Origin of the sequence: Cohnella rhizosphaerae (assembly GCF_029525575.1) — a bacterium.
In the GTDB taxonomy this organism is placed as follows: domain Bacteria; phylum Bacillota; class Bacilli; order Paenibacillales; family Paenibacillaceae; genus Cohnella; species Cohnella rhizosphaerae.
Genome location: NZ_JAPDIA010000008.1, coordinates 185,006 through 205,175, shown reverse-complemented (window position 1 = coordinate 205,175; position 20,170 = coordinate 185,006). Strand labels below are relative to the sequence as shown.

Annotated in this window: 19 protein-coding genes and 5 pseudogenes; 5 read left to right on the top strand and 19 right to left on the bottom strand. The window is 61.2% G+C overall.

The features are described 5' to 3' along the window. Positions 1-53 precede the first annotated feature (53 nt). A pseudogene (locus OMP40_RS24210) lies at positions 54-522 on the bottom strand (N-acetyltransferase). A gap of 220 nt (positions 523-742) precedes the next feature. Here OMP40_RS24210 and OMP40_RS24205 point away from each other — a divergent pair. The 3 genes and pseudogenes from OMP40_RS24205 (at position 743) to OMP40_RS40345 (ending at position 2,766) form a co-directional block, all read left to right on the top strand. Further along, positions 743-1,528 (top strand): TrmB family transcriptional regulator, encoded by a 786-nt coding sequence (locus OMP40_RS24205; protein WP_277535248.1) that lies wholly within the window; start codon positions 743-745, stop codon positions 1,526-1,528. A 25-nt stretch (positions 1,529-1,553) separates the two neighbouring features. Continuing rightward, positions 1,554-1,982 (top strand): annotated as a pseudogene (locus tag OMP40_RS40350) (MFS transporter); the annotation flags it as partial. Positions 1,983-2,073: 91 nt separating this feature from the next. After that, positions 2,074-2,766 (top strand): MFS transporter, encoded by a 693-nt coding sequence (locus OMP40_RS40345; RefSeq protein WP_338131229.1) that lies wholly within the window; start codon positions 2,074-2,076, stop codon positions 2,764-2,766. 59 nt (positions 2,767-2,825) lie between these two features. On the opposite strand, the gene OMP40_RS24195 is transcribed toward OMP40_RS40345, so the two are convergent. The 11 genes and pseudogenes from OMP40_RS24195 to OMP40_RS24145 form a co-directional block, all read right to left on the bottom strand. Further along, positions 2,826-3,083, bottom strand: coding sequence for a YkgJ family cysteine cluster protein (locus OMP40_RS24195; RefSeq protein ID WP_277535246.1), 258 nt, complete (start codon positions 3,081-3,083; stop codon positions 2,826-2,828). 117 nt (positions 3,084-3,200) lie between these two features. Beyond that, positions 3,201-4,380 (bottom strand): annotated as a pseudogene (gene hemW / locus OMP40_RS24190) (radical SAM family heme chaperone HemW). Positions 4,381-4,486: 106 nt separating this feature from the next. After that, positions 4,487-4,678: a hypothetical protein gene (locus tag OMP40_RS24185; RefSeq protein WP_277535245.1), complete on the bottom strand. Its 192-nt coding sequence runs from the start codon at positions 4,676-4,678 to the stop codon at positions 4,487-4,489. Positions 4,679-4,707: 29 nt separating this feature from the next. Beyond that, entirely contained in the window at positions 4,708-6,522 is a 1,815-nt protein-coding gene (gene lepA, locus OMP40_RS24180; RefSeq protein ID WP_277535244.1) for a translation elongation factor 4, read from the bottom strand. Positions 6,523-6,691: 169 nt separating this feature from the next. Next, complete coding sequence (locus OMP40_RS24175) at positions 6,692-7,624, bottom strand: fumarylacetoacetate hydrolase family protein (RefSeq protein ID WP_277535243.1); 933 nt, start codon at positions 7,622-7,624, stop codon at positions 6,692-6,694. Between the two features lie 27 nt (positions 7,625-7,651). After that, entirely contained in the window at positions 7,652-8,476 is an 825-nt protein-coding gene (locus OMP40_RS24170; protein ID WP_277535242.1) for a zinc-dependent alcohol dehydrogenase, read from the bottom strand. Further along, positions 8,424-8,663, bottom strand: coding sequence for an alcohol dehydrogenase catalytic domain-containing protein (locus tag OMP40_RS24165; protein ID WP_277535239.1), 240 nt, complete (start codon positions 8,661-8,663; stop codon positions 8,424-8,426). Before OMP40_RS24165 ends, OMP40_RS24170 begins: the two co-directional genes overlap by 53 nt. A 13-nt stretch (positions 8,664-8,676) precedes the next feature. Further along, positions 8,677-9,798 carry a mandelate racemase/muconate lactonizing enzyme family protein gene (locus OMP40_RS24160; RefSeq protein ID WP_277535237.1) on the bottom strand — a complete coding sequence of 374 codons (1,122 nt, stop codon included), beginning with the start codon at positions 9,796-9,798 and terminating at the stop codon, positions 8,677-8,679. A gap of 22 nt (positions 9,799-9,820) precedes the next feature. Next, positions 9,821-10,135: a cupin domain-containing protein gene (locus OMP40_RS24155; RefSeq protein ID WP_277535235.1), complete on the bottom strand. Its 315-nt coding sequence runs from the start codon at positions 10,133-10,135 to the stop codon at positions 9,821-9,823. 7 nt (positions 10,136-10,142) lie between these two features. Then, entirely contained in the window at positions 10,143-10,925 is a 783-nt protein-coding gene (locus tag OMP40_RS24150; RefSeq protein ID WP_277535232.1) for an SDR family NAD(P)-dependent oxidoreductase, read from the bottom strand. A gap of 40 nt (positions 10,926-10,965) precedes the next feature. After that, positions 10,966-11,673, bottom strand: a complete 708-nt coding sequence (locus OMP40_RS24145) for a PIG-L deacetylase family protein (protein ID WP_277535230.1) — start codon at positions 11,671-11,673, stop codon at positions 10,966-10,968. Between the two features lie 175 nt (positions 11,674-11,848). On the opposite strand from OMP40_RS24145, the gene OMP40_RS24140 reads away from it, so the two are divergent. Together OMP40_RS24140 and OMP40_RS24135 are read left to right on the top strand one after the other, a co-directional pair. Continuing rightward, positions 11,849-12,520 (top strand): GntR family transcriptional regulator, encoded by a 672-nt coding sequence (locus OMP40_RS24140; protein ID WP_277535228.1) that lies wholly within the window; start codon positions 11,849-11,851, stop codon positions 12,518-12,520. A 12-nt stretch (positions 12,521-12,532) separates the two neighbouring features. After that, a complete protein-coding gene (locus tag OMP40_RS24135; RefSeq protein WP_277535227.1) occupies positions 12,533-13,594 on the top strand; it encodes a DUF6786 family protein in 1,062 nt (353 codons plus the stop codon). Between the two features lie 440 nt (positions 13,595-14,034). Here OMP40_RS24135 and OMP40_RS24130 read toward each other — a convergent pair whose 3' ends face one another. The 7 genes and pseudogenes from OMP40_RS24130 to OMP40_RS24100 all read right to left on the bottom strand — a co-directional run bounded on the left by OMP40_RS24130 (position 14,035) and on the right by OMP40_RS24100 (position 20,004). Further along, positions 14,035-16,104, bottom strand: a complete 2,070-nt coding sequence (locus OMP40_RS24130; protein ID WP_277535225.1) for an endonuclease MutS2 — start codon at positions 16,102-16,104, stop codon at positions 14,035-14,037. A 315-nt stretch (positions 16,105-16,419) separates the two neighbouring features. Further along, positions 16,420-16,728 (bottom strand): Crp/Fnr family transcriptional regulator, encoded by a 309-nt coding sequence (locus OMP40_RS24125; RefSeq protein WP_277535222.1) that lies wholly within the window; start codon positions 16,726-16,728, stop codon positions 16,420-16,422. A 100-nt stretch (positions 16,729-16,828) separates the two neighbouring features. After that, positions 16,829-16,912 (bottom strand): annotated as a pseudogene (locus OMP40_RS24120) (Crp/Fnr family transcriptional regulator); the annotation flags it as partial. Positions 16,913-16,979: 67 nt separating this feature from the next. After that, positions 16,980-17,120: pseudogene (locus OMP40_RS24115) on the bottom strand (Crp/Fnr family transcriptional regulator); the annotation flags it as partial. Positions 17,121-17,166: 46 nt separating this feature from the next. Next, positions 17,167-18,153 carry an HD-GYP domain-containing protein gene (locus OMP40_RS24110; protein WP_277535220.1) on the bottom strand — a complete coding sequence of 329 codons (987 nt, stop codon included), beginning with the start codon at positions 18,151-18,153 and terminating at the stop codon, positions 17,167-17,169. Positions 18,154-18,286: 133 nt separating this feature from the next. Further along, positions 18,287-18,742, bottom strand: coding sequence for a hypothetical protein (locus OMP40_RS24105; protein WP_277535217.1), 456 nt, complete (start codon positions 18,740-18,742; stop codon positions 18,287-18,289). A gap of 32 nt (positions 18,743-18,774) precedes the next feature. Continuing rightward, positions 18,775-20,004, bottom strand: a complete 1,230-nt coding sequence (locus OMP40_RS24100) for a stage II sporulation protein P (RefSeq protein ID WP_277535215.1) — start codon at positions 20,002-20,004, stop codon at positions 18,775-18,777. Positions 20,005-20,170: the final 166 nt, after the last annotated feature.

The window sequence follows — 20,170 nt, the reverse complement described above, 5'->3', positions numbered from 1 at the left end:
AGACGGCCGCAGCGGTTTGGCATCGTTTAAAATGAACGCTATTTTTATCGCGTCTATTCGATAATCCGCACGACCGCGATCTCGTCGCAGTTGTTGCGCTTGGTGCAGTGAACGCAGTCCGTCCACACTTTTTCGGGAAAAATCTCTTTGTCGACGACGCTGAAGCCGTTTTTCAAAAAAAAACTTCACTTCGTAAGTAAGCGCCATGACCTTCGGTATATTCATGCGGCGGGCTTCGTCGATCAGCGCGTCGACGATGCGCGAGCCGATGCCCATGCCTTTGTAGCCTTCGCTCATCCCGAGCGAGCGGATCTCGACCAGATCGGAGCCCAGACGAAACAACGAACCGCAGCCGATCAGCTTGCCGGCGTCCTCGACGACGACGAAGGAATCGATATGGCGCAGCAGGGCTTCTCTCGATCGGGGCAGCATGATTCCCTTTTCCGCATATCCCTGAATCAATTCGAACAGCGCTTCTACGTCTTCCGGCTTCGCCTTGCGGCTCAAGATCGTCGTGTTCATGGTCTCCCTGCTTTCCTTCCGCGCCGACGGCGCCCGTTAATAAGATGATGTGAATAAATATACATGATAACGAATGAATTCTCAACATCATTTTTCTCAGGGGCTGGTCGTCGCATGACGGATTTGCAAATAATGATTGACACTCTGATTATTACCCATTCATAATAACGATCATTAAGTCGTATTTTAAAATACCACTACATAAGAAGGCGGAGGTTCCATGATCGAAAAGCTAAAACGGCTCGGACTGTCCGAGCTGGAAGCGCGCTGTTATGTGACGCTTCACGAGGAAGCGGCCCTTTCCGGCTATGAAGTCGCCAAACGCGTCTCGGTATCGCGAACCAACGTCTATGCGGCGCTGCGGTCGCTGGTGGACAAAGGCGTATGCAGAGCCGCGGACGGCGATCCGGTCATGTACGCGGCCGTGCCGGTCGGCCAGGTCATCCGCATGCTCCGCTCCGAATTCGACGAGATCGCGGACGTGCTCGTCAAAGCGCTCAAACCGAAACCCGCGGCGGCTTCCTTCTATAATTGGTCCGGCGAAGCCGGCATCCGCTTGTCGCTGAGACGAATGATCGCGAGCGCGGAACGTTCGATCGTCGTCGACATCTGGAGCGAAGACTTCGCCGAGTTCGAGCCGCTGCTGCTCGAAGCCGAGGCGAGGGGCGTCGTCGTCGTGGCGATCACGCTGGGCCAGGTCCGCTCGAAGCTGAAGCGCGTGCGCACGCACAAGCGGATGGAGATGTGGCTGCCGCGGGACGCGCGCGACTATTACGTGCTATGCGACTGGAAAGAAGGCTTTATCGGCAGCTTCGGCGCCGCAGGCAAGTCGACCGCGCTCGAGACGAACCACCCCGCCGTCGCGCATGTGCTCAAGCAGGCGTTCCAGCACGACGTCATGATGATGGACATCGAACGGGACTTCGGCCCCGAGCTCGAACGCGCCTACGGCGGCGATTACGAGAAGCTGCTCGAACGCTATCGCGAACAATACGGACTCGATTGAAGCTCAAAAGGAGAGAAGCTCGCTCATGAAAACCGCAGTCGCGCGCACGCTGCCCGTCAGCGCTACCGTGTTTCCGATCCTTTATATGATCAGCACGGTCCATCTGCTCAACGATTCGATGCAATCGACCGTTACCGCGCTGTTCCCCGTGCTCCGGGAGTCGCAGCATCTCAGTTACGGACAAATCGGCCTTATCGCTTTTATGATGAACATTACCGCGTCGTTGTTGCAGCCGCTCATCGGCTGGTTCGCGGATAAGAAGCCGCGTCCTTTCATCTTGCCGCTCGGCGTCTGCTTCACGCTGCTCGGCGTCGTCATGCTGGCGCTCGCGCCGAACTTCGCGACGATCTTGTTGTCCGTCACGGCCATCGGCATCGGCTCCGCCGCTTTCCATCCCGAGTCTTCGCGCGTCGCCTACCTCGCGGCGGGCAACAATCGCGGCCTGGCGCAGTCTATCTTCCAGGTCGGCGGCAATATCGGCAGCGCGCTCGGTCCCGTCATGACGGCCACCATCTTCATTCCGCTCGGGCAAAAGGGGGGTTCTGTTGTTCATCGTCGCAGCCGTGGCCGGCATCGCGCTGCAGACGCTGGTCGCGCGCTGGTACGCCTCGGTCGGCGCGGCGCCCAAGCCGAAAAAGACGGCGCAGACGGACCGCGCCACGATCAAGCTTACCGCAGGCAAGGTACGCATGTCCGTCGGCATTTTGATCCTGCTCGTATTTTCCAAGCACGTCTACCTGTCCAGCTTCACAAGCTTCTACTCGCTTTATTTGATCGACGACTTCGGCGTCGGCAAACAAGCGGCGCAGTGGTATCTCTTCGCGTTTCTCGTCGCCTCCGCGGCCGGCACCTTCATCGGCGGTCCGCTCGCCGACCGGTTCGGCAGACGCAACATCATCTGGCTCTCCATCCTGGGCACCGCGCCCTTCTCGATCGCGCTGCCCTATGCCGACCCGCTTTGGTCCGCGGTATTGTGCGTTTGCGCCGGGTTCGTGCTGTCCTCCGCCTTCTCGATCATCGTCGTCTATGCGCAGGAGCTGCTGCCTGGCAAGATCGGCCTCGTGTCCGGCCTGTTTTTCGGCCTCGCCTTCGGTCTTGGCGGACTCGGCTCCGCCTTGCTGGGCGAGATCGCCGACCACACCAGCATAGCGACGGTCATGCATATTTGTGCCTATCTGCCGCTGCTCGGCATATTCACGCTGCTGCTGCCGAAGGATGCGGAGCTGCGCGGGCGCTGAGCTGTTGAAAATGCAAGAGCCCTTGCGCGCAGCGCAAGGGCTCTTCTTGTATTCATATCCTAGCTCGGCGCCGTCAATCGCTCCAGCTCTGCCAAATACGCAAACGCATCCTCATCACGTGCACCGCACATCTCTGCGGAAGCTTGAAGCTGTCCGCAGACGGCGGGCCGTTCGGGAAGACCGAATATCGAACAACGATTGTCTTTGGTGAGCTGCACGCAGCGCACGCCCGCCGGCTTGCCGTCCGGCATCCCGGGGATCGGCGAAGAGATGGAGACGACGATGCAGCACGCGCCGCAGCCTGGCCTGCATTCCAAACCGATCCCCTCCCCCCTCTAAAACTGATCGACCCGCGACTCCGCTCGCCATACCGCCCCAAGTTGCAAGGTTTTTCCCGGCTAACTCCGCCTCGGCTGCCCCGCCGTCCCGCTCTCTCAAGCGATAAATGCGCCGAACACCTCGTTGCCCAGCGGCACGCCGGCTTCGCTGAGCCGGTAGCCATCGTTCTCCGGCGTTCGTTCGAGCAGCCCCTGCGCCAGCAGTTTGTCCAGCGTCGGTCCGAATATCGCCTCCAAGCGCGCCCCGCCGAATTGAAGCGCGAAGTCGGCTTCCCGCACGCCGGCCCGCAGCCGCAGTCCGACCATCATAAAATCCTCCATCGCTTCCCGCGCGGACACGGCGTTGCGCTCAAGCCGCGGCAGGCCCGCCAGCGCGGCGTCGATATAAGGCTGCACGCCTTTTATATTGAGATGCCGCTCGCCGAGCGCATAGCCGTGCGCCCCCCGCGCCGAGCCCGTAATAAGGCTCGTTGTGCCAATACGCCGAGTTGTGGCGGCTCTCGAAGCCGGTTCGCGCGAAGTTGCTGATCTCGTAATGGCCGTAGCCCGCTTCGGTCAGCCGACGGCGTAAATGCGCGAACATTTCGACCTCGACGTCTTCCTCCGGCAGCGGCAGCTCGCCGCGTTCGTACAGACGGTGGAACAGGGTGTTCTCTTCCACCTTCAGACTGTACAGCGAGTAATGCGGCAGATCCAGCTCGAGCGCCCGCTCCACGCTGTCGGCCAACTGCTGCAGCGTCTGGCGGGGCAGACCGAACATCAGGTCGATCGACAAATTCGTAAAACCCGCAGCCTTGGCGTTCGCGATGCTGTTCACGACGTCGTCCGCCTCGTGGATGCGGCCGATCGCGGCGAGCAGCGCATTGTCGAATGTCTGCGCGCCGAAGCTGATCCGGTTGACGCCGCCAGCGCGCATCGCCGCGAGCTTGTCCGGGTCGGTCGTGCCCGGATTCGCTTCCATCGTGAATTCGGCTCCCGCCGCGATCGGAAAATGGCGGGTAACCGACTCGAGAAAACGCGTCATCTGGACGGGATTCAGCACGGTGGGCGTACCGCCGCCGACGAACACCTTGCCGATCGTCTGCGGCGGAAGCGCCTTGACCGTGTTCTCCATTTCCCGCTCCAGCGCGTCCAGATAGGCGTCGATCGGCTGACCGGCGGCCACGTAGGAATTGAAGTCGCAGTAATAGCATTTGTTCGTGCAAAACGGAATGTGTATATAAAGCGCCCGTGGCGTCCACGCATGAAGCGCGGGGGCCGTCGCGGTTGAATCCATCGGTCATGCTCCTTTCGAATGCGGCGAACATGCTCAGGCGAGCGATGCGCATAGGAAGCAAAAGCTCCCCCGGGACGCCAGTCCTTCGGAGAGCTTGCCGCAAGCTTTAATCTGTCAAATGTCGCTTGGCGCGGACGAGAGCGTCGATCATCTCCTGGAGTTCCTCCGCCCTCTCGACGTACAGGGATACGTACCGTTCGCGGTAGCCCGTGCTGGACAGCTCGATGTGCACATGTCCTTTGGCCGGGTCCGCGCTGATCAGCAATTGTTCGCCTGCGTAGATCGGCACGATCGCCATGATGCCGCGCCTCCGTTCTTCCTATGAGACTAGTCGTCCAGCTTCAGCACCGCCATGAACGCTTCCTGCGGCACCTCGACGTTGCCGACCTGCTTCATGCGCTTCTTGCCTTCCTTTTGCTTCTCGAGCAGCTTGCGCTTCCGCGAGATGTCGCCGCCGTAGCACTTGGCCAGGACGTTTTTGCGCATCGCCTTGATCGTCTCGCGGGAGACGATCTTCTGACCGACCGCCGCCTGGATCGGCACCTCGAACATCTGACGCGGGATCAGATCCTTCAGCTTCTCGCAAATGACGCGTCCGCGCTGATAGGCGCGGTCCCTGTGCACGATAAAGGAGAGCGCGTCCACCTGCTCGCCGTTCAGCAAGATGTCCATCTTGACGAGGTTCGACTGGCGGTAGCCGGTCAGCTCGTAATCGAAGCTGGCATAGCCCTTGGTGCTGGACTTGAGCTGGTCGAAAAAGTCGTAGACGATCTCGGCGAGCGGGATGTCGTACTTCAGCGTGACGCGGTTGGCATCGAGGTACTGCATGTCGATAAATTCGCCGCGCTTGCCCTGGCACAGCTCCATAATCGCGCCGACGTAGTCCTTGGGTACGATGATCGACGCCTTGACGTAAGGCTCTTCGACGAAGTCGAGTTTGCCCGCCTCCGGATATTCCGAAGGGTTCGAGATGTCGATCTGCGCGCCGCTGGTCAGCGTGACCTTGTATACGACGCTGGGCGCCGTCGTAATGAGCGGAATGTTGAACTCGCGCTCGATCCGCTCCTGGATGATCTCCATATGCAGCATCCCGAGGAAGCCGCAGCGGAAGCCGAAGCCGAGCGCCTGCGACGTCTCCGGCTCGAAGCGCAGCGACGCGTCGTTCAGCTCGAGCTTCTCGAGCGCGTCGCGCAAGTCGTTGTAGTCGGACGACTCGATCGGGTACAAGCCGCAGAACACCATCGGATTGATTCCGCGGTAGCCCGGGAGCGCTTCGGCGGTCGGACGCTTCGCGTTCGTGATCGTATCGCCTACGCGCGTGTCCTTGACGTTCTTGATCGAAGCCGTCACGAAGCCGACGTCGCCCGGTCCGAGCTCGTCCACGATCGTCGAGCGCGGCATGAACGTGCCGACCTCGACGACGTCGAACGTCGCGCCGGTCGCCATGAACTTGATCGGCGTGCCCGCGCGCAGCTTGCCGTCGATGACGCGGATGTAGCAAATGACGCCCTTGTACGCATCGTAATAGGAGTCGAAAATGAGCGCCTTGAGCGGCGCTTCGGGATCGCCCTGCGGCGCGGGCACCTTGTGCACGACCTGCTCGAGAATCTCCTTGATCCCGATCCCGTTCTTCGCTGACGCGAGCACCGCTTCGCTGGCGTCGAGGCCGATGACGTCCTCGACCTCCTGCTTGACGCGTTCGGGCTCCGCGCTCGGCAGGTCGATCTTGTTGATGACGGGGAGAATCTCCAGATTGTTGTCCAGCGCCAGATAAACGTTCGCCAGCGTCTGGGCTTCGATCCCCTGCGCGGCGTCGACGATCAGCAGCGCGCCTTCGCAGGCGGCGAGACTCCGCGACACTTCGTACGTGAAGTCGACGTGTCCGGGCGTATCGATCAGGTGCAGCGTGTAAATCTCGCCGTCGTCGGCCTTATACTTGAGACGGACGGCCTGCAGCTTGATCGTGATGCCGCGCTCGCGCTCGAGGTCCATCGAGTCGAGCACCTGGTCCTGCATCTCGCGCGCGGTCAGCGTGCCCGTATATTCCAAAATGCGGTCGGCCAGCGTGGACTTGCCGTGGTCGATATGCGCAATGATGCAAAAATTGCGAATATGGCTTTGCTTGTGTTGGATGTCTGCCATCTTCTTTGTCCTTACCTCCACCGATACATGCCGTTGTCCGGCTATCCCATCTATTATATCAGCAGGGCCCTGGAGCGGCAATCGCGACGTCCGGCGATCTTGAACGGGACGAAAACGGCGCATGTCCCTCCCGTCTGCGAAGGTCGACATGCACCGCAATTTTCGAAGCTTATTCCGTTATCGCGAAACGATCCGATTCGCCGGCGCCGATCAAAACGTTGCTCAGCGCGCCAAGCTTCTCGATCCGAATCTCCACCTTGTCGCCGGCCTTCAAGTAAACCTGGCGTTCCTCCGGATACCCCATGACTACGCCTTCGGGCGTTCCCGTCAGAATGACGTCGCCAGGCTGCAGCGTCATATGCCGGCTGACGTAGCTGACGATCGTCTTGCAGTCGAAAATCATGTCGCACGTGTTCGAGCTCTGCCGCCGCTCGCCGTTCACGTAGCTCTGGATCTCCAGCTTATTCGGGTCGCCGACCTCGTCCGCGGTCACGAGCCAGGGCCCGAGCGGACAGAATCCGTCGAGGCTTTTTCCGAGCATCCATTGGGAGGTGCGCAGCTGCAAATCGCGCGCCGACAAGTCGTTCGCCGCGCAATAGCCGAATACGAAGTCGAGGGCGTCGTCCTCGCTCACGTTAAAGGCGGTTTTTCCGATGACGATCGCAAGCTCCGCTTCGTAGTCCATCTTGGAGGTTACCTCGGGGACGCGGACAGCGGCGCCGTGAGCGGTAAGCGCGTTGGCGAATTTATTGAAAAGAATGGGGAAGGCGGGGATCGCCGAATTCGTTTCCTCCGCGTGCTTTTTGTAGTTCAAGCCGACGCAGACGATCTTCCCGGGCTTAGCGACGCAAGGCGCCAAACGCGTATGTTCGGGATCGAGCGCGGAAGCTCGTACGAGCGTCTCGTCGCGAAGCGCTTCTCCGATGCGGTCGGCGAGCGCCGCAAACGCTGCGTCGTCCAAAGCGATCAGCTCGTCCGTCGATCGAACGGACTGCGCCGTATTCGCTTCGGCCGTCAACCGCTCCGCGTCCAGCAAGCGATCGTTTTCGACTACGCCCAGTCTGAGCTTCCCGTCATCGTCCCAGTAGTTTGCCAGCTTCAACGTTCATTCCTTCCTTCTTTCTTTAATTTAAGGCTGCAGCAAAATCTTGGCGATCGACCCCGGACCGCCGATCAGCGTCTCGAAGCATTCGCCGCCCTGCTCGAGCGGGCGCTGCATCGTCCAAGGCAGCAGATCGACCTTGCCCTCGGCGATCCAATGCAGCGCTTGCTCGAAATCCTGCGGATCGTAAGCAAAAGCGCCCAACAGCTTCAGTTCCTCGCGAATGATCGTATTGACGGGCAGCGTGCTGTCGGCCTCGTGCAGTCCGGTAAGACCGATCCGCGCCCCTCTGCGCGCCGAGGCGATGCACCGCAGCCGCGTCGCCTGCAGGCCGACGGCATCGACCGCCGCATCGAAGCCCTCGGCAGGCTTCAGCCGCTCGATCTCGGCGTCGCCGTTCGCGGGAATGCCGCCCAGCTCGGCGGCGATTCGCAGCCGGTCGGCGTTCAGGTCGGCCACGACGACTTCGCGCACGCCGAGCAGCCGGGCCGCCGCGACCGCGAACAAGCCGATCGGTCCGGCCCCCATCACAAGCAGCCGGTCTTCGGGCTTCAGCGCGATCAGCCGGCACAGATGGACCGCGCACGCCAGCGGCTCGGCCATCGCCGCCAGATCGAAGGACAACGCGTCCGGAATGGCATATACGTTCGATTCGGACACGACGGCATATTCGGCGAACGCGCCGGGCAAGTGCGCGCCGAGCAGCTTGCGGTCCGGACACAGCTGCGCTTCGCCGCTCAGGCAATCCCGGCACTTGCCGCAGGTCTGAAGCGGATTGACCGCCACGCGGTCGCCGGGTTTAAAGCGCGACGCGCCTTTCCCCGTCCCGGCGACCGTCCCCCGCGAATTCATGCCCCATGACAAGCGGAGGCTTGCGCAGCGAGTTATGCCCAAGGTAGCCGCTCAGCTCGGAGCCGCAGATGCCGACCCGCTCGATCTTGACCAGTACTTCTCCAGCCGCCGGCTCCGGCACCGGAATCGTCCTCATGTTCATCAGTCGCGGTCCTTCGTAGACCAGCGCCCGCATCGTCTGCGTCATGCGCTTATTCCTCCTATCGGACTCTGTAGCGGTTCAACACCTGCTCGTCGATCTCGATGCCGAGTCCGGGTCTGTCCGTCGGCACGGTAACATAGCCGTCCTTGAACGCGATCTCGCGGCTTACGAGGTCGCGGGCGAGCGGCGAGTTCGATACGGTGTATTCGATCATGAAGCCGTTCGGAATCGCGGCAGCGAAGTGCGTGCTCGCCGCGACGAGAATGCCCGTCTTGAACGCATGGGGCACGACCTTCTTGTGCCGGTCGTAGGCCAGATAAGCGATGCGCTTGCCTTCGGTCAGGCCGCCGACGCGGGCAAGGTCGGGCTGAATGATATCGAGATGGCCCTCGTCCAGCAGCCGCTGGAACGCCATCCGTCCGCTCTCCTGCTCCCCGCCCGCGATCGAGATGCGGCTGCGGTCCGCAAGCGCGCGGTAGCCGGCGATGTCGTTCGAGTGCACGGGCTCCTCCAGCCAGTAGACGCCGTATCGCTCGTACACCTCCGCCATGCGCAGCGCGCCCTTCAGATCCCAGGCGAGTCCCGCGTCGATCATGACGTCGACGTCGTCCCCGACGGCTTCGCGGATCGCCTTGATCTGCGCTTCGTCGAACTTGGCGTCCCGTCCGATCGGCCCCCAGCCGAACTTCATCGCCTTATAGCCCAGCTTGGCGTACTGCTCGGCCATGGCCGCGGCTTCCGCGATCGTCTCGGGCATTAGGGCGCTTGCATAGGCCTTGAGCTTGCGGTTGAATACGCCGCCCATCATCTCGCACACCGGACGGTTCATCGTCTTGCCCAAAATGTCCCACAGCGCGATATCCACGCCGCTGATCGCGTGCAGCGCGGGACCGGTGCGGCCGAAGTAGATCGTGCCGCGGTACATTTTGTCCCACAAGCGCTCGATCTCGATCGGATTTTCGCCGATCAGCAGGGTACGCAGACCCGTCGCGATCGAATGCGAGGCGGGCGCCTCGACGACGGCCTTGGCGACCAGCGGAGAAGAGTCGACCTCGCCGACGCCCACGATGCCTTCGTCCGTATGAATGCGGATGACGAGCGTATCCTGCGTGCCGTCGCACTGCGCGGCGTCCAGATCGGGTATGCTCAAATAAATCGCTTCGACTTCGGTAATTTTCATATGACCAGCTCCTCTTCTATCGTTAGCTTCCCAGCAGATCCTCGCGCAACGGCGTGAACGCTTCAAGCACCAGCGAATCTTCCAGCGCTTCGACCGAATGAGAGACGCCGCCCGGAACGACGACCTGCTCCCCGGCCGCGACGACGATCTCGACGCCGTCCAGCAGCATCCGGATTTTGCCCGATACGACATAGCCCAGCTGCTCATGCGGATGCGCGTGCTCCGGTCCGATGCCGCCCTTCTTAAATTCGATCGCCATGCTCATCAGCCGCTCTCCCGGCGGAAATACTTTGCGGCGGATGAGCGGATTGATCTGTTGCCACTCGTCGATCGGCATAACGCCCCTACCTTTCTAAAACGTAATCGACAATCCCCCCGTCGACGGGCACGATTGCGCCCTGAACATACGAGGCCGCATCCGAAGCGAGAAACGCGATCACCGCCGCCACTTCCTCGGATTGGCCGGGGCGCGCCAGCGGTATCTTGCGTTCCCCTACGTAATAACGCTTGAACCACTCGGTCTCCAATTCGTTCTCCCCGCCGACGACCGACAAGCCGGTATCGATAAAGCCCGGCGCCACGCCGTTCACCCGGATGCCGTGCGGCGACAGCTCCGCCGCGGTGCATCGCGTCATCTGATCGAGCGCGCCCTTGGCCGAATTGTAATGGCTCGACCGGTTCAAGGCGCGGACGCCGTTGATCGAGGAGACGTTGACGATGACGCCGCCTCCCTGCTCCTTCATCTTGAGCGCGGCTTCGCGCGTGCACCAATAGGTCCCGTTCACGATCGTGTCGAACACCGCTCGCCAGCGGTCCGTCGTCTCTTGCAAAAAATCGCTCTCGTAAAACATCGCCGCGTTGTTGATCAGCACGTCGATGCGTCCCGCATGCGTCATCGTGCGTTCGATCAAGTGCCGGACGGCTTCTTCGCTGCCGATGTCGGTCCGGACAAAAAGCGGCCTCCCGCCCATAGTCGCGAGCTCAGCCAGGGCTGTCGCCCCGCGACCTTCGTCCCGGCCCGCGATGACAACGTCCGCCCCTTCCGATGCAAGCAGCTTGGCCGTGGCGAATCCGATGCCGGTCGCGCCGCCGGTGACGATCGCCGTCTTTCCTTTGAATCGGCTCATTATCGCCTCTCCTTTCGTCAGCTCGAAATGCGCGACAGGCTCAAGGCAGCAGCGTGCCCACGATGTTGCGCGGATAGGCCTTGGCGCGGATAAAACCTTCCGCGTAACGTACGCCGCACTGGATGCCGCGGTACCGCGAGGTTACCTCGACCATTTCCATCGCATTGGAGCCGTATTGATCCTGCAGCCAGTCGCCGACCTGGCTTTCGTGCGCGGCGAGCATTCGTTTTTTCGTATCGATGTAGTCCGTGATGTCCACGTATTCGTCGGGCTGGAACCCGATGCCGGCCATGCTGTCTACGAAATAAACGATCGGAATCTTCTTCAGCACGGGACTTGCGGTCACGATATTCGGGACGGTCGTCATAATGGCGACGTCGTTGGCAATCCGGCCGGTCAGCGTATGGTCCGGGTTGTACAGGTCGTCCGGCCAATGCGTCAGCACGACCTCCGCCCCGCTGGCCCGCATCGCCTCGATAAAATCCAGACGCGTCTTTTCGGTATCGAAAAGGAACTCGTCCGGGTAACCCAGCCAAATCAGGTCCGCGCCGATCAAATCCGCCGCGGCCTTCGCTTCCTGCCGGCGCGTCTCGGCGATCTCCGGCTTGGACAACGTCGGCGAACCGACTTCGCCGTTGGTCGAGATCGCGATCGTCACTTTGTCGCCGCGCGCCGCATACTTCGCCAGCGTGCCGCCGCACAGTATCTCGGCGTCGTCCGGATGCGCGCAAATGGCCAATACGTTCATCTCCGTTTTCCTCCTCGTATGCGATTAAAGGTGATGAGCCCATCTTAAATGCGGAATTGGTAGATTGTCAACAATCGATCATCGTCAATTGATCGTTGAATTTAATGTTGCGCTGAACTATACTTGGGGCATCGCGAATCGAACGTAGAACTAAACCATGCTGGGAGTCTTCGCCATGAACCCCTATCAATTTAAAAGCCAGGAAAACCTGTCGCTGCGGCAGCGCGTGTTCGCCGATATCCGGGACGCGATCGTGCGCGGCCACCTGAAGCCGGGCGACAAGCTGCGGGAGCTCGATATCTCGAAGCAAATGAACGTCAGCCGCGGTCCGCTTCGCGAGGCGCTTCGGGATCTGGAGGCGCTCGGTCTCGTCGTGAGCGCCCCTTACCGGGAGACTGCGGTCGCGGACGTACGCAAGGAAGAGGTCGTGGGGCTGCTGATTCCGGTAAGGCTGCAGCTGGAGTTGTTCGTGCTGAAGCAGACCCGGGGCAAATGGGACGAAGCGTTTTTTGCGGCGCTTGAGGAGATCGTGGCAGAAATGAAGCGTGCCGCGGCGGACAACGACTTGTTCGCGCTGATCGAAGCCGACATTCGCTTCCACGAGCAGGTGTTGTCGCTCGACGATTCGACCCATACCCAGCAAATCTGGCTTGGCATCGTGAACCGGCTGCGCCTGCACTTCATTAAAAATACCGGCGCGTTCGGAGACCTCGGCCGCGTGCCTGCCGAACATGCGGCGCTGCTGTCCGCGCTGCGGGACGAGAGCGACGAACGGATCGAGGCACTTTGGACCCGTCATATCCGGGACGAAGACTGCCTGCTTTGCTTTGACGAAAAGACGGATTAAGGGGAGATACGGATGACCGAAACGCGAGAAGCGCATCTGAAGCAATTGGGCGAGCCATACGTTAAGCTGACCGGCGAAGAAGGCGGAACGCTGCTCGTCCTCGTGCGCGGCGGACGCGTGCACGATATGTCCGTGACTGGCGGACAAGCGGGCGCGTCCTTCTGGACGAATCCTGCGGCGCTTGAGGCAGGCGGCTGGAATACGGGCGGGGACCGCACCTGGGTCAGCCCCGAGATCGAATACTTTACGGACAGCGCAGGCAGCTACGCGATTCCGCCGCAGCTCGATCCGGGTCGGTGGACGCTGGTCTCGTCTACCGGCAGCGAAGCGCTTGTGCGGATGACCTGCGAGCTGCCCTACCGCGCCTCTGCCGCCCGAATCCGGTTGGACCTGGAAAAACGGTTCGCGGCGCTGCCGAATCCGCTGCGCTTGAACGCTTCCCTGGCCGCGCGCGACTGGACAAGCGTCCGCTACGTCGGGTACGACGTTCAAACGGAGCTGGAATTGACGCCCGTCGCCCAAGAAGGAAGCGATGCGCGCGCAAATTCCGGCTACTGCAGCCTTTGGAGCATCATGCAGGTGCCGGCCGGCGGCGTCGCGCTAGTCCCCACGCGCGGCCCAGTGGCGCCGATGACGATGTTCGCGCAGCGGGAACCGGACGACATCGCGACGACGGCCGGCGGCGTCCGCATTCCCTGCGGCGGCAGCTACAGCTTCAAGCTGTCGTTCGATGCCGTCGCTTCGACGGGCCGCTACGGCTATCTGCGCAGGCTCGGCGCCTCGGAGAGTAGCCTCGTCGTCCGGCAGTTCCGCGTCAATCCCGCCGGCCTCTACCCCGATTATCCGCCGGACCGGCCCGATTATTTGGGCTCGTGCATGCAAGTCTACAACGACGGTGGCCACTTGGGCGGCTTCGCCGAGCTCGAATATCAGTCGCCCGCTCTGCCGATCGACAGGCCCGGGCGGACGAACGATGCGTCGCAAGTGTTTCATTTTACGGGGCCGACGAAGAAAATTCGGGAAATCGCGGAGCTGCTGCTGGGGATGGACGATGTTTCGCCTGATCTAAGCTAATCAACGGGTCAACGCGCGAACACCTGCCTAATTGTTACGCATTCGGGCTTAGCGAACGGACCGAGAAGCCGTTAATTTTGTTCCTAACGCCATTCTCGGCCCGCTCGCGGACCCAGGCGCCGTTATTTCGGGACAGCCGGCCACTTTTAGCCTTGATCCGGATTAATAACGTCCCTCCAGTCCGATACGATCGCAACTTGGACCCGATTTTACGAAATAGCGCCTCTTGAGTCCGATGCCTCATGCCTGACACTCGTTTAAAGGTAACCCGCACTTCATTTTGCATTCACACGCTTACCTTCATTCGGTCAATAAAAAAACCGCATCCCTTAAAGATGCGGTTTGCGAACGATTGCAATGTATTCGCGCGCGATTTATGCAGGCGACTTATGCAGGCGATGTATGCGCAGCAACACTGCTTCATGCGGCTGCCAATAATCTTATTCCAGTTCCTTCCGCTCGATCTTCAGCCCCTCGACGTGCCGCTTGCCCATCAGGCTGCGTTTCTTGCGGTTGTCGACCGAGTCGAAGACGATATTCATGTCGTAATCGTCGGGGTACAGGTGCCTGCTCTCGATTTGAAGCTGCACCCGTTTGCGATTGATTAGCTGCTTGACGCCGTGGACTTGAACGATGAGGTTGCCCCGCTCGTCGGCGAGCCGGTAGACGACGCCGCGCCGGCCGAGCGACGGAATCCAGACGACGTCGCCGATCCCGAGTTCCGGCTGCCGAGAGGCCGTCGTCTCCCCACGCTCCCCCCGCCTCATGCCCATTATGTCCCGCCGCCTGACCATTATGTCCTGTCTGCCCTTTATCGTCTGCCTTCTCCCGGCGTTCGCCCGCCGCCTCTCCTGCGCCGAAGCTCTTAGCCGTTCGTGCCGCTTGCCGCGCGGCGGTCTCTGCTTCCATCGGCGCCGGGGGCAAAATACCCTGCACGCCTTCACGCAGCGCGCCCCCCCGCTTCCGACGGCGCCCGTGCCGCCCTTCAGCCCCCGCGCGATCTCCTTCGCCCGGCCGATGATCGTCTCGCCGATGCCGAACTTGCGCGCGATGACGAACGCATAGCTGTCGCCCGCTTCGCCCATGTCCAGCCGGTACAACGGCTGCAGCGAATCCTCGTCGAACGCCATACGCGCGTTGCGGAAGCCCGGGGCGAGCCGGGCGTATTCCTTGATCTCGTTGAAATGCGTCGTCGCGAGCACGGCGGCGCCGCGCCGGTACAGCTCCTCGAGCACGGCGATCGACAGCCCGACGCCTTCGCCGGGGTCGGTGCCCGTCGCGAGCTCGTCGAGCAGCACAAGCGTCGAACCGACGGCGACGGAGAGAATGTCGGTGACGTTGCGGATATGCGAAGAGAAGGTACTGAGCGAGCGGTCCAGGCTCTGCCCGTCGCCGATATCCGCTTCGATCGCGTTGAATACGCCGACGCGGCTGCCCGCGGCGGCCGGAATCAACAGGCCGGTCTGCGCCATCAGCGTCAGCAGTCCGACAGTCTTCAGAGCGACGGTCTTGCCGCCGGTATTCGGCCCGGTGATGAGCAGCGATCGGTAGCTCGCGTCCATGGCGATGTCGAGCGGCACCGGCGTGGCGCTTAGAAAGGGATGCCGCGCCGCGCGCAGCTCGAACGTGCCGTCGTCCGCGAGCGACGGCGGCAGCGCGCCGATCGCGAGCGCCCACTTCGCCTTCGCCAGCAGAAAGTCGTAATGCGCCACCGACTCCGCGTTCACGGACAGCTGCGGCAGCGCCAGCTCCGCTTCGCCCGTCAGACGCGCGAGCACCTGCAGTTCCTCGCGCTGCTCCTCGGCGCGGAGCGCGGACAGCTCCATCTGCAGGCCCGCCGTCTCCGAAGGCTCCACGAACACCGTCTGCCCGCTCGCGGACTCGTCGAGCACCGTACCGGACACCTTTCGCCGATGCTCTTTTTTGACCGACAGCACGTAACGCCCGCCTCGCGTGCTCACGATCCGGTCCTGCAGATGCCCGGCATGCTTCGACAGCAGCCCGTCCAGCCGCTTTTGCAGCTTTTCCTCCGCCTGCCGCAGCTTGCGGCGGATGCGTCCGAGCTCCTGGCTAGCGCCGTCCAGGATCCGTCCGCGGTCGATGCAGCCTTCGATCTCGGCGAGCAATCCGTCCAGCTCGTGCATGGACGACGCATAGGCGGCGACCGTCGGCGCGAGGGCGGCTTTGGAAGCCATGAACCTGCGGAGCTGGCCGCAGCTGCGGACGAATTGGGCCAGTTGGCCGAACTGCCGCTCGTCGGGGACGTAGCCGGTGCCGAGCAAGCCCAGCAGCTCTTCCATGCCGTCCATGGACGGCAGCGAGACATGCATGCCTTTGTCGATCATCGCGCGCGTCTCTTCGGTCTCCGCGAGGCGCGCGGCGATGACGCGGGCGTCCGTCAGCGGAGCCAGTCGTTCCGCGAGCCGGCGGCCCAAATACGTGTTGGTTCGGGATACGACGGCCTCTACGGCGCGCGCGTATTCTAATTTATCGAGGGAAGTTTGTCTCATGATAAAGGGGATGCTCCTTTGTTTTAAAGGGATTGGGCGAACATTCGAACACGGCGAAAAATGCGCAAAAAAAAACCGTGCCTGTTGGGCACGGTTCGCATTCCCGCTCCTCGCCGCAGCGATGGACGGAATGTCGGACAGTTCCTCCCTGGCAATCAGAGCCGCCGGGCAAACGCAACGAAATAAACGGGCCGAATCGATTCGACCGTCCAAGCGTTCGCTCTAACGGGCTATCCAATTGATCAGTTCAGAACCATCGCAGACATCAAGGTGTTCCCCTTTAGATAAACAAAGTTAACAACAGTTTACCACGACTTACATCTCGTTCACAAGCCATTTTTCCAGACCGGCACGATCCTTGACCTGAATCATCTTCTGCTCGATCTCGATCATTCCCTCGTCCTGCATGTCCTGCAGCACCTTGGACACCGTCTCGCGCACGGCGCCGACCATGTCGGCGAGCTGCTGATGCGTGAGCTTGATCGGTATTCGTACGGACGCGGTCGGATCCGAAGCGACGCCGTACTCTTCGCACCAGGCGACCAGCCGCTTGATGATCCGCGAACGGACGCTGAGAAAGGTCAGATCGTAAATCTGCTGGTTCGCCTTGCGAAGCCGGTTCATCGTATCTTCGACGAGATAGTGCAGCAGGTTGCGGTCGTTCTCGAAAAAGAAGCTGGAAATGCGAGCGGCGCAGCGAGAGCAGCCGCGTCTGCGAAGCGGTCTCCGCCGTAGCCGAGCGCACGAGACCGGGCTTGATAAGCGCCATTTCGCCGAAGTAGTCCCCTTCGTGAAAAAACGCGAGCACGACTTTTTTTGGATTTGTTGATCGTGTGGATGCTGACCGAGCCGGAGAGGATAAAGTAAATCTCGTCGCCTTCGCTGCCTTCAAGAAAAATAATCGCGCCTTTGCGATACACTTGTTCCTGGACGTACGGGAGGACGCGGTCGAACAAAGCAGGGTCGATGCCCTTGAAAAACGGAATCGCCCTCAGCTTGGTGGCGGTAATCGGCATAATGGCCCCCCTTGCGCGTATGTGCAGCTGCGCCGAGCGTCCCCCTTTAGACGACAGCCTCCACCATAAAGCTTGGATGCTCCATCAGGTTGAACTTCGTGCCGAACTGGGTCAGCCGGACGATCGGCCGGGCCAGATGTCCTTTGTTCAGTTCGACGACCGTCGCGTGAAGACCTCCGGTCAGCCGGAGCTCGGTTCCGACCGGATACGGGACGAATGCCTTCAGGAAGCCGCGGACGACGACATAGCTGTATGAAGTATCTATTTTCGACATGACGTATTCAATTCCTCCACAAGGAAGCTTGTCCGCGAGCCGATCGTTCATAAAATAGTCGAAATCGCTGCATAACCCGCAAATTTGCGCTTCCTCCGAAAGTTCCGCGCCCCTCGTCCCGTGCGGGAAGCCTCTGCCGTCCAGCTGTTCGTGGTGCTGCATCACGATGCGGAGCGCAGGCGGCTCTACGCCCGGGGTCTGCCGAAGCAGGTCGTACCCGACCTGCGGATGGTTGATCAGCATCGTACCGTCGTGAGGCCTGAACAGCCCGATATCGTGCAGCAGACTGCCCACGGCGACGTTCTGAATCCGCTGCTTGTTGTAGCCGAGCGCTTTGGCCGTCAGCATCGACAGGAAACATACGTTGACGCTGTGCGCGATCAGATTGGCGTCTCCGCGCAGCAGATCTTCGAAGTGATACAGCAAGTCTCGCTCTTCCATGACGATCCGCGACATATGCTCGGACCATTCGAGCACCGGCTCGACGGGTACCGCGCCGCCGCGCAGGACGGTATCCATCACGAGATTCAGCAGGTCTTTCATTTGATCCCGCAGATTTTCCTTCAGCGCTTTAGGGTCGGCGCCCCATGCCTCCGTCGTCTCGATCATTAAATAGCGGAGGCTGCGCTTTTTCAAGCCTTCGATCAAACGCCGGTTGAGCACGACGCCTTGCCTCAATATGAGACGTCCATCGGCCGTATACAAGCTTCTCCCCAGCTTGTCGCCTTCCGCCAGCTGGTCTGCACGAACTAACCGCACAGTCTCTCACTCCCGATCCTTGATTGTCTCTCTATCGTGATTCGATATTACTATCGATAACCGGTATATTTCTGTAACTCAGATCACACAAAAAGGCAAAAAGTCTCAGGAAGATCGCGGTGATATATAGTCCTTACGAACCGGAAAGCTTGTCGAAGAGCGAAACGACAGCCCGTACGCCGCTTTGGGACAGCTTCTGCAGCGTGGAAGCCGTCTTGTCCGCCAGGCTGTCGACCAGCGGCTCTCCGTCCGGTCTCGGGATCGCATACGGATCCTGCGTCTCTCCGCCGGCCTGCCCGCCGCGCGCCGATTCAGTCGAGTCCCGCCCTCGCGCTGCGCCCGATGCCGGCGCTTCGGGTTCGACCGATCGGCCTTCGTATGCGATGCCTTGCGGCTCCTCCGCATAGTAGCGGCTGCGCTGATCCGCACGGCTGTCCGCCGCGCTCCCGCCGTCTGTGATCGCGGCGCCGTTGCCGCCAACCGGCCCGTATACGGTACGGATGCCGTCGTCCGCCATTTCCATGCCGAACAGTACGGCGAGCGCGATCAGCGCCGCGATTAGCATGAGCCTTCCCATCGATCGTCCCATGACGCATTCCTCCCTTATTGGTCCGTCGCGGCCTATCGCGCCCCGGCTCCGGCCGCCTCGGCATTTTGGCTCCGCCAGTAAAGATCAGAGATCGTCTTCGCGAGCGCGTCGGCCGTGCGATAGCACTCCTCGAGCGTATTGTCCACCCCGCCGATCTCGATGAGCACGCTGTCCGGCGCGAGCGACTGATTGTATTCGCCGTTCCCCGTCGCCGCCGTCTTGCCCCAGATGCCGCGCGACAAGCCGGGATACGATGCCTCCAGCTTTTCGTGAATCTCGTTCGCAAAGCTCTCGTTTTGCTTCCAGTTCGGATTGCGCTGTCCGATGATGAAAAATACTTGCGCGTAGTCTTTGCCGCCGATCGTGACGGTCGATTCCTTGCGGCGAAGCGAGTCTCTATGAATATCGAAGAAAAAGGTGAGATCCTTGTCGCCCGCCATCGCCTGCGTGACCGTCTGCTTGGAATACTTGTAGGATTGGTTCCAATCGTAGTCTTTAACCGTGCCGGCGTAATCTTTGGAAGAGTGCAGCGCGCCGATCCCCCGTTTCTCAAGCTGATCCGCGAGACGTTTGCCGACCTGCGTCACGTTGACCTTGCCAGAATTGGGATCCTTGGTGCCCGAAGGCAGCTCGGGATAGTAGGATTCGCGGTTGTGAGAATGATAGATGAACACGACCTTGCGGCCTTCCGTCGTCTTCGATTGATTCGGAGGCGCGTCCTCGCCGTCCGGCGCCGGCGTCGGAGCGGGGTCGCTTTGCTGGGTTCCCGGCGTCGCGGACGCGTCCGGCGTGTCGGCGCCCTTGTCCGGTTGCTTGTCCGGTTGCTTGTCCGGTTGCTTGTCAGGTTCCGCGCCGTGATCGTCCGTCGCGCCCGCGGCCGGCGGGCTATAGTCCTCCGGCGCGCTGTCCGAGCCGCCGGAGCCCGTCCGGAACAAAATCGGTTCGTCTCCGCCAGCGCCGGGCATCTCTGCGGCAAGCAGGCTTTTCGGATCGCCCGGATTGACGTCGGTCAGGAACCGCAGCAGAAAGGCCGCGATCCGCTCGCCGTCCATCCTTCCACCCTTGCCCTGCTCGGCCATCTGCGGCAGCTCGAGCCCGAGCATCGAAGTGAAAAACGTGTCCGAAACTGACGCCGCTAAGCCCTTCATCGACTGCGCGGGCGAAGCAGCCAACTTGATCTGCAGGATGCCGCCGAGGCCGAGGAGGACGAACATGACCATCGAGCAAAAGCTGAGCAGGAAAAATGCGCGTCCCGACGCCAAAAACCTTCGGAACTGCCTGCGCCAAACAGGCCAATAATGCGATAGCGCCGCACGGAACATTCCGCACCTCCGTCTCCCCTCCCGGGGTTCTCTTCAACGTTCTATTCTTCCGGCTTGCGAAAGCGATAGTGAAGTCTATGAGAAATTAAGAGATGCTAGAACGGCA